The sequence below is a fragment of the Kitasatospora sp. MAA4 genome, from assembly GCF_029893355.1.
Classification (GTDB): Bacteria; Actinomycetota; Actinomycetes; order Streptomycetales; family Streptomycetaceae; genus Kitasatospora.
On record NZ_JARZAI010000005.1, the window covers coordinates 285,219 to 297,722 of the forward strand.

Below are 12,504 nucleotides of genomic sequence, written 5' to 3' on the forward strand. Positions count from 1 at the left end.
ACCCTCCATTGTGGCGGACGCCTACCGCCACCCCAAAGCGGGGTCGGGGTGACAGCGGTCACGGCTCTCGGAGACGGGCTCTCAGCCGGAGGTGGGGTCCTCGCCGCGGTCCAGCGCCTTCCAGAAGTCGGCGGGGGAGTCCGCGGGCCCGGCGGCCGGACGGGCCTTCGCGGTGGCGGGGGCGTCGTAGCGGGTGCCCATGGTGGGCCAGCAGCGCCCGCGCAGGGCGGTGAGCACGCCCGCGCCCGCCAGCAGCAGCGCACCGGCCAGCGCGACCCAGGGCCAGACGCTGTGGGTCACCTGCTCGGCCGTGGTCCCCACCAGTCCGAGCTTGGTGGCCGCCGTGGCGTCCACCGTGGAGGTGTCGCCGGCGCCCAGCGCCGCGGACACCGCCGCGCCCAGGCCCGCCAGCGCCACCAGCGCGCCGACCGCGATCCGTCCCGCCCCGCGGACCGCGAACACCGCGACCGCCGAGGCCAGCCCGACCAGCGCCAGCGCCCCCGGCAGCCCGGAGATCTCGCTCCCGGTCGCACTCACCGCCAGCTGCCCGCTGACCCGCCCCTGCGCCCACACCCTGCCCACCGACGTGAGCACCAGCACGGCCCCCAGCACGGTCAGCAGCAGCATCAACGCCAGACTCCGCCGCGAGGAGGCGGCAGCAGCGGCGGGGGCGGACGAGGCACGGGGCGGCGGAATCACGGTCACCCGTCCACTATCCCCCGCCCCGGCTCACAACCCCGCACCGGGCCTAGCGCAGGGTGTTGGCGGTGGCAACCGCGCGCAGGACGGCGGCGGCCTTGTTGCGGCACTCGGTGTCCTCGCTGACCGGGTCGGAGTCGGCGACGACGCCCGCGCCGGCCTGGACGTAGGCGGTGTTGTCGCGCAGGACGGCGGTGCGGATGGCGATCGCGGTGTCGGAGTCGCCGGCGAAGTCCAGGTAGCCCACGCAGCCGCCGTACAGGCCGCGGCGGGTGGGCTCGATCTCCTCGATGATCTGCATCGCGCGCGGCTTGGGGGCGCCGGAGAGGGTGCCGGCCGGGAAGCAGGCGGTCAGCACGTCGAAGGCGGTGCGGCCGGCCGCGACCTCGCCGGTGACCGTCGAGACGATGTGCATCACGTGGCTGTAGCGCTCGACGGACATGAAGTCGACCACCTCGACGCTGCCCGGCGTGCAGACCCGGCCCAGGTCGTTGCGGCCGAGGTCGACCAGCATCAGGTGCTCGGCCCGCTCCTTGGGGTCGGCGAGCAGCTCGGCGGCGAGGTCGGCGTCCTCCTGCGGGGTGGCGCCGCGGTGCCGGGTGCCGGCGATCGGGTGCACCATCGCCTGCCGTCCGGTCACCTTGACCAGCGCCTCGGGGCTGGAGCCGACCACGTCGAAGCCGCCCTCGGCGGTGCCGTCCGGGCCGGGGAAGCGGAAGAGGTACATGTACGGGCTGGGGTTGGTGGTGCGCAGCACGCGGTAGACGTCCAGCGCGGAGGCCGGGCAGGGCGCCTCGAAGCGCTGGGAGGGGACCACCTGGAACGCCTCGCCGGCCCGGATCCGCTCCTTCACCAGCTCGACGGCGGCCTGGTAGGGCGCTCCGCCGAAGGATGAGTGGGCGTCAGCGGCGGTGGGGGTGAAGGTGGCCAGGCCCGGGTCGACGGGCTTGCGCAGCTCGCTCTCCATCGCGTCCAGCCGGGCGACGGCGTCCGCGTACGCCTCGTCCACGCCGCTGGCGAGGTCGTTGTGGTTGACCGCGTTGGCGATCAGCAGCACGGTGCCGTCGACGTGGTCGAGCACGGCGAGGTCGGTGGCGAGCAGCATGGTCAGCTCGGGCAGCTTCAGGTCGTCCGGGGTGAGCTCGGGCAGCTTCTCCAGGCGGCGGACGATGTCGTAGCCGAGGTAGCCGACCAGGCCGCCGGTGAGCGGCGGCAGGCCGTCGTCGTCGTGCCGGGGCGTGTGCAGCGCCTCGACGGTGGCGCGCAGCACCTGGAGCGGGTCGCCGGTGGTCGGGATGCCCACCGGCGGGGTGCCGTGCCAGCGGGCGCTGCCGTCCGGGTCGGCCGTCAGGGTGGCCGCGCAGCGCACGCCGACGAACGAGTAGCGCGACCAACTGCGGCCCTGCTCGGCCGATTCGAGCAGGAAGGTGCCGGGGCGCTCGGCCGCCAGGCTGCGGTAGAGCCCGATCGGTGTGAGGCCGTCCGCCAGGAGCCGGCGGGTGACCGGGATGACCCGCGTGTCGACGGCGAGCTTGCGGAAGGCCTCAAGGTCCATGGGAGGGGCACCGATCTCTGGATTGGATTGGCAGGGGTGTCAGCGGGGCAGCAGAACGTCTTCGTCGAAGCAGGTCCGGGCGCCGGTGTGGCAGGCCGCGCCGACCTGGTCCACCTGCACCAGCAGGGTGTCCCCGTCGCAGTCCAGCGCCACCGACTTCACGTGCTGGAGGTGGCCCGAGGTGTCGCCCTTGACCCAGTACTCGCTGCGGCTGCGGCTCCAGTAGGTGCAGCGTCCGGTGGTCAGCGTGCGATGCAGCGCCTCGTCGTCCATCCAGCCGAGCATCAGCACCTCGCCGGTGTCGTACTGCTGCGCGACGGCGGGCAGCAGCCCGTCCTCGGTGCGCTTGAGGCGGGCGGCGATGGCGGGGTCGAGGGCGGTGCTGCCGGGGGCGGCGGGCACGGAGGACGGTACGGATGACATGCGGACATTGTGGCAGCAGCGGGTGATCCCGCGGAAACTCCCCCGGAGCAGGTACTGCTGCGGGATTCTGGTCGGCATGACCTCCGAGCTGCCCCAGCCGCCCGACCGGACCGGCCCCCGAGCGCGGCGCGGCCGGCTGATCGCGCTGGTCGTCGCCGTGCTGCTGGCCGCGGGTGCCGTGGCGGCCGTGCTGCTGCGCCCGGCCGCGCACCACGCCGTCGCCGCGCCCCCGCCGCCGTCCCCGCACGCCTCGCCGACGCCCTCTCCCAGCCCGGCCAAGCAGCTCCCGTACCCCTACTTCCCGGCCGGGACATGCCTGGACCACCCGCAGCTCAGCAAGGGGATCACCAAGGCCGAGGCACGTGGGTGCGACCAGCCGCACGACGGGGAGGCGATCGCGAACCCCGTGCTGCCGGACGGGCTGACCAAGGACAGCCAGATCGGCCAGGCCCTGCTGAAGGCCTGCGGCCCGTTCGTCGGCGACTGGACGGCGCGGCAGGGCGGCGGGCACTGGTACAGCTTCCCGATCGGTCCCGATCTGGCCTACTACCAGCAGGGGTTGCGGGACGCGACCTGCGTGCTGACCGGCTCCACCGTGCAGGGCGGCAGCAAACTCACCGGACATCTCCACGGCTACCAGGCGCCCTGACGCGCCCGCGCGACTACCCTGACGCCATGTCGAACCACGCCCGCACCGAACGGCACCGACTGGCCGACCTGCTGGCCGCGGCCGGTCCGCAGGCACCGACGCTCTGCGCCGGCTGGCGCACCCGCGACCTGGCCGCCCACCTGCTGCTGCGCGAGCGCCGTCCGGACGCCGGACCGGGCATCCAGGTACGGCAGTTCGCCGGGTGGACCAAGCGGGTCCAGGACGGCTACGCGCGCCGGCCGTACGAGCAGTTGGTGAGCGCGTTCCGGGCCGGGCCGCCGCGGCTGTCGTTCTTCGCGCTGCCGGGCGCGGACGAGGCGGCGAACACCGTCGAGTACTTCGTGCACGCCGAGGACGTCCGGCGCGCGGTCGCCTGGGAACCGCGGGCGCTGGAGCCGGAGTTCGAGGAGGCGCTGTGGAAGCGGCTGCCGCTGCTCGCCCGGTTCGAGGCCGGGCGCCGCACGCCGGTGCGGCTGCTGCTGCTGCGCCGAGGGGACGGACGGTTCCTGACGGTCGGCGCGCGCAGGTCGCTGACGGTGCAGGTGAGCGGTGAGCCGGGCGAGTTGCTGCTCTTCGCGTTCGGGCGCGGAGCGCAGACCCGGCTCACCGTCAACGGGTCGGCGCACGCGGTGTCCGCCCTGGGCGCCCGCCTGCCGCTGCCGGCGGCGGACTGACCCCCCCGGAGGTCAGCAGCCGGGCAACCCCGGCTGCGCCTGGTCGTTGCCGCCGCCCGAGAGGTAGACCACGTTCACCCAGACGTTCTTGTGCCCGTTGTCGTCGTCGGTGTTGCCCCACCAGTTGTTCTGGTAGCCGCCCAGGTGGACCTCCGAGCCGACGGCCTGGCAGTAGAAGTAGTTCCACCCCTTGTGCAGCACGCCGCCGGTGGCGACGTTGCCGGTGTAGTAGGACGGCGCGTCCTGCCAGACGTAGCAGTTGTACCTGCCGCCTCCCAGTGCCGAGCAGCCGCTGATCTCCGCCGGGGCGGCGTGCGCGGTGGCGGCCGGCAGCAGCAGGGTCGCCGCCCCCAGCACCGCGCTGATCCCCAGGCCCGCCAGTCGTCGGTTCAACTTGCCCATTGCTCACTCCTGTTCCGTGCGTGGCTGATGCCGTTCCCGCCGGCCGGTCGGGACCGGCGGGAACGGTCTCCACTCTGGCGCGGGGCGGTCGGCGGCGTAACCTGACGGGCGTCAGGGTGGCGTGGGCCTGGTCCGCAGGGCCGGGAGCAGCGCGAGATGCTCCTCGCGCACCAGGTCGATCCGCAGCGCCAGGGCGGCCAGCGCCTCGCGCTTCCACTCCATCCGCCGCGTCGGCTCGCCGCGCCCCGGGCGCAGCCGGAGCTTGGGGCCGGCCAGGTAGTCCAGATGGAAGTTGACCGCCGACCGGTTGAGGTCGGCGCACTGCGGCAACGGGCGCAGCCGTTCGGCGATCTGGCTCGCCGTCGGCACGCCGGACGGGCCCGGCAGGTCCCGCAGCCGCGGCTCGCAGAGCGCGACCAGCACCAGGAAGTACTTCGCGCTCTCGTCCAGCGCGAACAGCCGGCAGGTCGGCTCGCCGCCGTCCGGGCCCTGCTCGTCGGCGTAACGGTGCTGCGGTGCATAGACGTTGAGGGCGACGAAGCCGTCCGAGGAGGGCACCAGCAGGCGGGCGAACTCGAACGGCACCGGCGCACCGAGCCGGCGCGGGGCCACCTTGAGGTACTCGCCGCCGCCCTCGGGGTTCTCCACCACGTAGGTGGTGTCCCGGCTGAGGTTGGAGAGCAGCCAGTGGTCGGCGGTCGCCCGGATCTCGCCGGCCAGCCTGGAGACGGCCGGGTCGGCGATCTCCACGCCGGTCGGGCCGTCGGCCACCGTCCGTCCGAAGGAGGCAAGTTGGCCCGGGGCGAGCTCGATCAGCGCCGCCCGGGGGCGACCGGGCAGCTCGGGCGGCTGGACGAGCACGGTGTGCGCCGCGTGGTCCGTCATGGTGGGGCTCCCGGTGGTCGTCCGTTGCGCGGATCGGTGAACTGCTGGAGGTAGCCGCGGACTCGGGCGACGTACCCGGCGTTGTTCGGTCCGCAGCAGCCGGTGCTGCGGACGTACCAGAGGCTGGTGTGGAAGCCGGCCGCGAGCAGCAGCGCGCGGTCGCCCGGGCGTACGCTCAACTGCTCGTCTTCCCAAGTCAGTTGGTTGGCCAGGGCGTAGATGGCATCGACCGGGTCGAGGTAGCTGGGGTGGCCGTCGCCGCGGGCGTCCAGGGCGTAGCCCGCGTACACCCGGGGCGTCCAGCCCGCGATGCCGTACTCGGGTGTGCCGTCCACGCCGGTGCCGCGGGCGTTCGGGTCGAAGCCGCTCGCGGTCGCCAGGATCGCGGCGATCAGGGCCGGACTGACGGCGGGGCGGTCGAAGGAGTGCGCGGCGTTCTCGATGACCGGGCGGTACTCGGCGGGGACGGCGGCGTCCGCGCGCAGGTCGCCACCGCTGGTCCAACTGCCGTACGGCGGACCGGAGGCGGCGGCCAGCACGGCAACCAGGGCAACAGCGCCGACGCGGGCTGCCAGCACGGCCCGCAAGCGCTTCGGTGCCCGGGGCGGCGACGGCTCCGGGAGCGCGGCGACCCGGGCGAGCAGCGTCCGCGCCGAGTGCCGGGCCCGCCCGGCATGGTCGGGCGCCAGGCAGTCGGTGACGATCTGCCGCCAGCCGTCCGGGAGTTGCTCCGCGAGCCGGAGTGGCTCAGCGCCTCGCGCGTACGCCAGCACGGCGGCCTGCCGGGGCTGCTGGCCGGCGCCGGGGAACGGGTGGCGGCCGCCGGTGAGGACCAGGTGCGCGGTGATGCCGAAGGCCCACAGGTCGGCGGTCGGGCGCACCGGGCTGCCGGCCGCGGTGCTGTGCTCGGTCCAGCGCTCGGGCGGGAGGTAGTCGGTGCTGCCGAACTGCGGGAGGTAGGCGTGCGTGCCGTCCAGTTCGGCGGCCAGTCCGAAGTCGGCCAGGCGGGCCGTCCCGTCGGCGCAGAGCAGCACGTTGGCGGGCTTCAGGTCGCCGTGCAGCCAGCCGGCGCCGTGCAGGTGGGCCAGTCCGGCGAGCACTCCGGCCAGGATCCGCTCGGCGCCGTCCAGCGGCCGTCCGGGATCGGCGGCCCGCAGCCGGTCGGCGAGGCTGCCCACCGCCAGGTCCATCACCACGGCCAGGCTGCCGTCCACCGCGGGCTCGGCCGGGTCCCGCACGGTCAGCGCCTCGTGCGTGCGGATCAGGTTCGGGTGCTCCCAGCGCCCGGCCGCGGCCAGTTCGCGCCCGACCACGTCCGCCAGCGCGCCCCACTGGGCGGGCGTACCGCGCTGGGCGGGCAGGAACTTCAGCGCGACGTCCCCGGGCGGGTCCGCGCCGAGCCGCCGCCCCGCGTACACGCTCCCCCAACTCCCGTGCGCGATCGGCGCCACCACCTCGTACCGCCCGACCCGGTAGCCGACCGGGACCCGGACCGGCCATCCGCCGTCGCCGCCCATCTCCCCGCTCCCACCACACTGCTCACTGTCCGTGACATCATGGTAGCTCGCAGCGGGGTTCCTCTGCCGTCAGCTGCACTGGAGGGCCGAGTTCCGCCAGTCGCTCGCGTCGACCATGGTGGTCGGGGCGAACGCCTGGGCCGGGAACGGCCTGCCGCCGCGGAGCCGGTCGACCATGGTCTGCACGGCCAGCGCGCCGACGTCCCCGCCGTTGATGAACAGCGCGGCCCGCATCCCGGACGGACGGCCCGAGGCCCAGTCCTTGCACGCGAGGTACCCGCCCAGGCCGATGCCGATCACGTCACCGGCGCCGAACCCGGCGTTCTGCAGCGCGGTGACGGCACCCTGGACGTTCTCGTCGTTGCAGCCCCAGACGATCCAGTGCCTGACGGCGGGGTTGGCGCTGATCGTCGCAGCCATCTTGGCCTGGGCTCCGGCGACGGAGTTGTCGGTCGGCAGGTCGATCTTCTGGATGCTGGCACCGGCGGCGGTGAGGAAGGCGTCCTTGGCCGCGCTGATCCGATCCGAGCAGACCGTGACGTCCGGCTCCCAGGCGGAGACGATCCGGGTGGTGCCCTCGTCCCAGTCGGCCTTGCCGTACTCCGCGGCGGCCCGCTTGCCGACCGCGGCCCCCAACTGGGGTCCGCTGAAGCCGATCCGCGGCACCAGCTCGCTCGCATCGCAGTTGGACGGGTAGGGGCTGGTGGCGCAGAACTGGTCGTCCGTGCTGAGCAGCGGGACCTTGGCGTCCCCGGCGACCTGGGCGAGCTGCGGGCCGACCGCCGGGTCGGGGACGACGACGATCAGTCCGTTGGTCTTTCGCGCCAGCGCGGCCTTCGCCTCGACCACGGTCTTGTCCGCGTCGCTGCCGAGGTTCACCACCGTGAGGTCGACGCCGAGTTGGGCCGCCCTGGCCTTCGCGCCGGCCGCCTCACCGACGAAGTACCCCTGGTCGCCCTGCTTCTGCAGGTAGGTCAGCGAGATCTTCCCGCTGACGGTGGCGAGGCCACCACCGCTCCCGCCGGACGAGCGGCCGGTGGAGCAGGCCGACAGCGCGAGGACGAGCGCCAGGCCGACGGAGGCGGCCGTGCGGCGGCTCCCGCGGGAGAGGGTGGACATGAAACATCACAACCGATCAGAATCTGCCAGTTTCAAACATGGTGGTGAACAGGAGACTCTGGTTGCGGCCGCGCGTCAAGGGTTTGATCACGACTACTCGCGGGTAGTCGACCCGGCATCCCGGACCGCGACCCCGGATATCCCGCCATCCGGCCCTCGCGGCGGACATACTGCGCAGCGTGCGCATCCTGATCGCGACCGCCGGATCCCGCGGTGACGTGGCCCCCTTCGTCGGCCTCGGCCGCCGACTGGCCGGCGCCGGCTTCACCGTGGCACTGGCCACCCACACGGCCTTCGAACCCGCCGTCCGCAGCGCCGGTCTGGAGTTCCGGGCGCTGCCGGTGGACCCCCGTACCGAACTCGCCTCCCCCGGCGGTCAGCGGCTGCTGAGCTCCGGCGGGCCGCTGGCGGTCGCCCAACTCCTGCGCCTGGGACGGCGATCCATGCCGCAGCTGGCCCTCGGCGTGCTGGACGCCGTGCGGCAGGGCGCCGACCTGGTCCTGCTCTCCACCACCACCGCCCCGCTCGGACAGGTCGCCGCCGAGGCGCTGGGGCTGCCGAGCGCCGGGGTGTACCTCCAACCCCTCGCCCCGACCGGCGAGTTCCCGCCGGTGATCGCCGGCAGCTCCCGCTCGCTCGGACGGCACGGCAACCGGGCGGCGGCCGGAGCAGCGCATCTGGCGCTGGACCGGCTCTTCGCCCCGGCGGTCCACCAGCTGCGCGACCACCTCGGACTCCCGTCGGCCTCAGCCGGCCGCCTGCGCCGCCGCCACGCGCGCCAGGGCTGGCCGGTGTTCCACGGGTTCTCCCCCTCGGTGGTGCCCCGGCCCGCCGACTGGGCCGCGGCGGCCCGGGTCAGCGGCTACTGGTGGCCGCACGAGTCCGCCGACTGGCAGCCGCCGGCCCGGCTCGCCGCGTTCCTCGCGGCGGGCCCGCCACCCGTCTACGTCGGCTTCGGCAGCCTCGTCGTGGCGGACACCCAGGCCCTGAGCCGGACCGTGGCGGCCGGGCTGCGGGCCGCCCGGCTGCGCGCGGTCGTCCAGAGCGGCTGGACCGGACTGCGACTGGACGGCCCGGGCATCCTGGCGGTGGACGAGGTGCCGCACTCCTGGCTGTTCCCGCGGATGGCCGCCGTGGTGCACCACGCGGGCGCCGGCACCACGGGCGCCGGCCTGCGCGCCGGGGTGCCCGCGGTGCCCGTACCCGCACAGCTCGACGCGACGTTCTGGGCCGCACGGCTGACCGCCCTCCAGGTCAGCCCCGGCCCGCTCCCGCTGCGCGAGCTCTCCGCACCCCGGCTGGCGGCGGCGCTGCGCCGGGCCGTCGACAACCCGCTGCACCGGCGACAGGCGCAACACCTCGCCGCCCGGATCGCCGCCGAGGACGGCGCGGCGGACGTCCTCCGCTTCGCGGAGCGGATCGCCGCCACCCGACGCTGAGCCCTGAACCCGCAGCTCAGACACGGCGGCTACCATCCACGGGTGAAGAGCACCGGCGAGCCAGCGCCCCCACCTGCGCAGACGTCGGGGTACGGGCGCGGCGCGGCGCTCGCCCTGGTCGGGTTCGCCGCCCTCGTCGCCGTCGCCGTCCGGCTCCCGCTGCTGCACCTGCCGCTGGACCCGGACGAGGGCGGCTACGCCTACCTGGCGGCGAAGTGGGCCGGCGGCGCGCAGCTCTACTCTCCCGCCGCCTGGGTCGACCGGCCGCAGGGGCTGCTACTGGTCTTCCGCCTGGTCACCGACCTGTCGTACACCGCCACCGCGCTGCGGATCGGCGCGGTGGCCGCCGCCGTCGTCCTGACACTCGGCACGGCGTCCGCGGCCTGGGCGCTGGCGGGCCGGCGCGCGGCCGCCGTCGCGGGGCTGCTGGTCGCGGTGGTCAGCGCGGGACCGTACGTCGAGGGGTACGAGTTCAATGGCGAGCTGATCGCGGCCGCGGTGGGCACGGCGGGCGTCGCGGGGGCGCTCTGGTGGCAGCGCAGGGCTGCTGCGACCGGCTGGCTCGTGCCGGTCGGGGCGCTGTGCGGCAGCGCGCCGCTGATGAAGCAGTCCGCGGTGGACGCCCTGGTCGTGCTCGCAGCGGTCGCGTTGACCAGCGCCGGGCGCAGAGGCCGGGCCGTGCTCGCGGCGGTCGGCGGCGCGGCGATTCCGCTCGCGGCGGCGGTCGTCCACGGCGCCGTCACCGGCTGGTCCCGCTGGTACTTCGCGGTCATCGGCTTCCAGTCGGCGGTCGCCTCGACCAGCGGCGGGCCCGGCTCGCGGCTGGACGCGGACTACCAGACCCTCCTGCACACCGCTCCGGACCTGCTGGGCCTGCTCCTCCTCGGCCTGCTCGGCTGCGTGACGGTGCTGCGCGGCTCGGTCCGCAGTCTGCCGCCGCTGCTCTGGCTCGCCGCCGCCCTGGTGGCGGTGCTCGGCGGGCCGTTCGCGCATCCGCACTACTGGGTCCAGGCGATCGCACCGCTCGCCGTCCTCGCCGCCGTCGCAGCGACCCGACTCCCCGGGCGCGCGCTGACCTGCGCCACACTGGTGGCGGCCACCCTCGCGGGTCCGCTCGCGGTCCAGCTCTCGCTGGCGTCCAAGACGCCGCAGCAGCGGGTCGCCGCGCTCACCGACGACCAACGCCTGCTGGTGAACGGGCAGATGTCGACCTGGCTGCGGGCCCACACCGCGCCCACCGACACCGTCTTCGCCTTCACCGCCTCCGCCGACCTCTACCTGCTCGCCGACCGCTCGACCGGCTACCCGTACCTGTGGAACTCGGCGTTCCAGGCCATCCCGTCCGCCGAACCCCGGTTGGCGGACTGGCTCGACGGCGCCTCGGGCCCGCGCTGGGTGGTCCTCTACAACCCGCCCGACTCGCTGGACCCCTCGGGCCGCCTCCAGACGATCATCAGCAGCCACTACGGCACGGCCGCGGTGGTGGACGGCGTCACGGTCCTTCGGCGGGCCTGAGCTGAACGGACCTGACCTCACCGGCGGGCGAGGACTGCCACTCCAGATCACGGCACTGCGGCAGCCCCCGCGCCCACGCGGTGACCTCGGCGAACAGCGCCCGCGCGATGCCGCGCCGGCGCCAGGACGGCTCCACGAACAGGTCGTGCAGCCGCGCCGAACCCGAGGCCCGACGCATCGCCACGCCGTAGAACTGCGCCTCCGCGACCCCCACCAACTCCCCTGCCGTCTCCGACTCCGACTCCGACTCCGACTCCGCGACGACGATGCAGCGCCGCGGATCCGCGAGCAGCCCCGCCACCCGCGCCGCGACCGAGGCCGCCGACTCGTTCACCGGGTCGATCCTGGACAGCCGCACCAGCCCGGGCAGGTCCCGGGTACCGGCCCGCCGCACGATCCAACCCGAACTGCCCGCCTCTGCCATGCGCTTGACCGTACCCAACACACCCCCCACCCCGCTGCCATTAACCTGCGGCGGACCCGAGCACGGTGGCCAGCTCGGACCAGAACTCCGTCACCAGCGGCTCCGGCGGGGGCAGGCACTGGGTGAACAGGACGGCGGCCACGTCGAGTTCGGGGAACGAGTACCACGTCGTCCCCAGGCCCCCGCCCCAACCGTACCGCCGGGAGGCGGAGTTACCGACGACCTCGACGCCGTGGCCCCACCCCGCGCCCGCGCTCAGAAAAACCTCCGCCGACCGGGAGCGGGCCCCTACGGCACCGAGCCGGTCGGAGGTCATCGCCGCAACCGAGAACTCGGACAGCAGCCGCCGGCCCTCGTGGACACCCCCGGCGAGCAGCATCCGCGCGAAGCGCAGGTAGTCCGCGGCGGTGGAGACGAGTCCCCCGCGCGCGTCGGGGAACGTCGGCCGCCGGTTCCAGCGGCTGTCCGCCGCGCCGTCGAAGACCGACAGCCCGTCCTCACCCGGGGTGTAGCACGGAACAAGCCGCCCTCGCGCCGCGAACGGCACCTCGAACCCGGTGTCGGCCATGTCCAGCGGGTCCAGCAGCCGCTCGCGCAGCAGCACGTCCAGCGGCTGCTCGCCGGCCCGGGCCAGCAGCACGCCGAGTACGGCGAAGCTCAGCTCGTACATCCACTCCGCCCCGGGCTGGTGCATGAGCGGCAGTTCGGCGAAGCGGCCCACCCACGCGTCGGGGGTGAGCAGGACGGACGGGTCCGGCGGCCCGAAGCCGAGGCCCGCCTCGGCAGCCCGCTCCAGGACGGGACACGGCGTGTCGAAGACGAACCCGAACCCCATCCGCATCGTCAGCAGGTCCTCCACCGTGATCGAACGGTCCGCCACCACCGTGTCGTCCAGCGGCCCGTCCAGGCGCCGCAGGACGCGCCGGGCGGCAAGCTCCGGCACCCACCGCTCGATCGGAGCGTCCAGGGCCAGCACACCCTCGTCCACCAGCATCAGCGTCAGGGCCGCCACCAGCGGCTTGGTGAGCGAGGAGATCCGGACCACCGCATCACCACGCAGCGCGCCCACACCCTCGACCCGCACCCCGCTCCCGCAGGCCACCCCGACCACCGCCCCGGGCACCGCCCCGGCCTCGACATGCGAGGAGACCACCCCCCTCAGCCGCTCCCAGTCGATCGACGTCATCCCACCGACCCACCTCT

Annotated in this window: 13 protein-coding genes; 4 read left to right on the forward strand and 9 right to left on the reverse strand. The window is 74.5% G+C overall.

Translation table 11 applies throughout. The features are described from left to right. Positions 1 to 81 precede the first annotated feature (81 nt). From P3T37_RS09675 to hisI, 3 genes are read right to left on the reverse strand one after another with little or no spacing between them, the layout of a single operon-like run. On the reverse strand, positions 82 to 705 hold the full coding sequence (locus P3T37_RS09675) for a TIGR02234 family membrane protein (RefSeq protein WP_280723071.1): 624 nt from the start codon (positions 703 to 705) through the stop codon (positions 82 to 84). A gap of 43 nt (positions 706 to 748) precedes the next feature. Continuing rightward, the gene (locus tag P3T37_RS09680) at positions 749 to 2,254 is read right to left on the reverse strand and encodes an anthranilate synthase component I (RefSeq protein ID WP_280723072.1); all 1,506 of its coding nucleotides are present in this window, start codon (positions 2,252 to 2,254) and stop codon (positions 749 to 751) included. A 39-nt stretch (positions 2,255 to 2,293) separates the two neighbouring features. After that, the gene (gene hisI / locus P3T37_RS09685) at positions 2,294 to 2,677 is read right to left on the reverse strand and encodes a phosphoribosyl-AMP cyclohydrolase (RefSeq protein ID WP_280723073.1); all 384 of its coding nucleotides are present in this window, start codon (positions 2,675 to 2,677) and stop codon (positions 2,294 to 2,296) included. Positions 2,678 to 2,753: 76 nt separating this feature from the next. On the opposite strand from hisI, the gene P3T37_RS09690 reads away from it, so the two are divergent. Both P3T37_RS09690 and P3T37_RS09695 read left to right on the forward strand, forming a co-directional pair. Continuing rightward, a complete protein-coding gene (locus P3T37_RS09690; protein ID WP_280723074.1) occupies positions 2,754 to 3,326 on the forward strand; it encodes a hypothetical protein in 573 nt (190 codons plus the stop codon). 26 nt (positions 3,327 to 3,352) lie between these two features. After that, positions 3,353 to 4,000 carry a TIGR03085 family metal-binding protein gene (locus P3T37_RS09695; RefSeq protein ID WP_280723075.1) on the forward strand — a complete coding sequence of 216 codons (648 nt, stop codon included), beginning with the start codon at positions 3,353 to 3,355 and terminating at the stop codon, positions 3,998 to 4,000. A gap of 12 nt (positions 4,001 to 4,012) precedes the next feature. Here P3T37_RS09695 and P3T37_RS09700 read toward each other — a convergent pair whose 3' ends face one another. The 4 genes from P3T37_RS09700 to P3T37_RS09715 all read right to left on the reverse strand — a co-directional run bounded on the left by P3T37_RS09700 (position 4,013) and on the right by P3T37_RS09715 (position 7,923). Further along, positions 4,013 to 4,402 carry a hypothetical protein gene (locus P3T37_RS09700; RefSeq protein ID WP_280723076.1) on the reverse strand — a complete coding sequence of 130 codons (390 nt, stop codon included), beginning with the start codon at positions 4,400 to 4,402 and terminating at the stop codon, positions 4,013 to 4,015. A gap of 111 nt (positions 4,403 to 4,513) precedes the next feature. Continuing rightward, positions 4,514 to 5,287: a serine/threonine protein kinase gene (locus P3T37_RS09705; protein ID WP_280723077.1), complete on the reverse strand. Its 774-nt coding sequence runs from the start codon at positions 5,285 to 5,287 to the stop codon at positions 4,514 to 4,516. Next, positions 5,284 to 6,804 (reverse strand): serine/threonine-protein kinase, encoded by a 1,521-nt coding sequence (locus tag P3T37_RS09710; RefSeq protein WP_280723078.1) that lies wholly within the window; start codon positions 6,802 to 6,804, stop codon positions 5,284 to 5,286. The genes P3T37_RS09705 and P3T37_RS09710 overlap by 4 nt, the downstream gene beginning before the upstream one ends. A gap of 69 nt (positions 6,805 to 6,873) precedes the next feature. After that, complete coding sequence (locus tag P3T37_RS09715) at positions 6,874 to 7,923, reverse strand: substrate-binding domain-containing protein (protein WP_280723079.1); 1,050 nt, start codon at positions 7,921 to 7,923, stop codon at positions 6,874 to 6,876. Positions 7,924 to 8,102: 179 nt separating this feature from the next. Here P3T37_RS09715 and P3T37_RS09720 point away from each other — a divergent pair, with 179 nt between their 5' ends. Both P3T37_RS09720 and P3T37_RS09725 read left to right on the forward strand, forming a co-directional pair. After that, on the forward strand, positions 8,103 to 9,362 hold the full coding sequence (locus tag P3T37_RS09720) for a glycosyltransferase (protein WP_280723080.1): 1,260 nt from the start codon (positions 8,103 to 8,105) through the stop codon (positions 9,360 to 9,362). A gap of 42 nt (positions 9,363 to 9,404) precedes the next feature. Beyond that, complete coding sequence (locus tag P3T37_RS09725; protein WP_280723081.1) at positions 9,405 to 10,877, forward strand: hypothetical protein; 1,473 nt, start codon at positions 9,405 to 9,407, stop codon at positions 10,875 to 10,877. Here P3T37_RS09725 and P3T37_RS09730 read toward each other — a convergent pair. Together P3T37_RS09730 and P3T37_RS09735 are read right to left on the reverse strand one after the other, a co-directional pair. After that, complete coding sequence (locus P3T37_RS09730; RefSeq protein WP_280723082.1) at positions 10,855 to 11,301, reverse strand: GNAT family N-acetyltransferase; 447 nt, start codon at positions 11,299 to 11,301, stop codon at positions 10,855 to 10,857. The two genes, P3T37_RS09725 and P3T37_RS09730, sit on opposite strands and share 23 nt — an antisense overlap. A 40-nt stretch (positions 11,302 to 11,341) precedes the next feature. Continuing rightward, the gene (locus P3T37_RS09735) at positions 11,342 to 12,487 is read right to left on the reverse strand and encodes a serine hydrolase domain-containing protein (RefSeq protein WP_280723083.1); all 1,146 of its coding nucleotides are present in this window, start codon (positions 12,485 to 12,487) and stop codon (positions 11,342 to 11,344) included. Between the last annotated feature and the right edge of the window lie 17 nt (positions 12,488 to 12,504).

Coding starts and splice junctions, on each gene's coding strand:
- P3T37_RS09690 (WP_280723074.1), top strand. CDS start 2,754: ATGACCTCCGAGCTGCCCCAGCCGCCCGACCGGACCGGCCCCCGAGCG.
- P3T37_RS09705 (WP_280723077.1), bottom strand. CDS start 5,287: ATGACGGACCACGCGGCGCACACCGTGCTCGTCCAGCCGCCCGAGCTG.
- P3T37_RS09695 (WP_280723075.1), top strand. CDS start 3,353: ATGTCGAACCACGCCCGCACCGAACGGCACCGACTGGCCGACCTGCTG.
- P3T37_RS09735 (WP_280723083.1), bottom strand. CDS start 12,487: ATGACGTCGATCGACTGGGAGCGGCTGAGGGGGGTGGTCTCCTCGCAT.
- P3T37_RS09730 (WP_280723082.1), bottom strand. CDS start 11,301: ATGGCAGAGGCGGGCAGTTCGGGTTGGATCGTGCGGCGGGCCGGTACC.
- P3T37_RS09710 (WP_280723078.1), bottom strand. CDS start 6,804: ATGGGCGGCGACGGCGGATGGCCGGTCCGGGTCCCGGTCGGCTACCGG.
- P3T37_RS09680 (WP_280723072.1), bottom strand. CDS start 2,254: ATGGACCTTGAGGCCTTCCGCAAGCTCGCCGTCGACACGCGGGTCATC.
- hisI (WP_280723073.1), bottom strand. CDS start 2,677: ATGTCATCCGTACCGTCCTCCGTGCCCGCCGCCCCCGGCAGCACCGCC.
- P3T37_RS09700 (WP_280723076.1), bottom strand. CDS start 4,402: ATGGGCAAGTTGAACCGACGACTGGCGGGCCTGGGGATCAGCGCGGTG.
- P3T37_RS09715 (WP_280723079.1), bottom strand. CDS start 7,923: ATGTCCACCCTCTCCCGCGGGAGCCGCCGCACGGCCGCCTCCGTCGGC.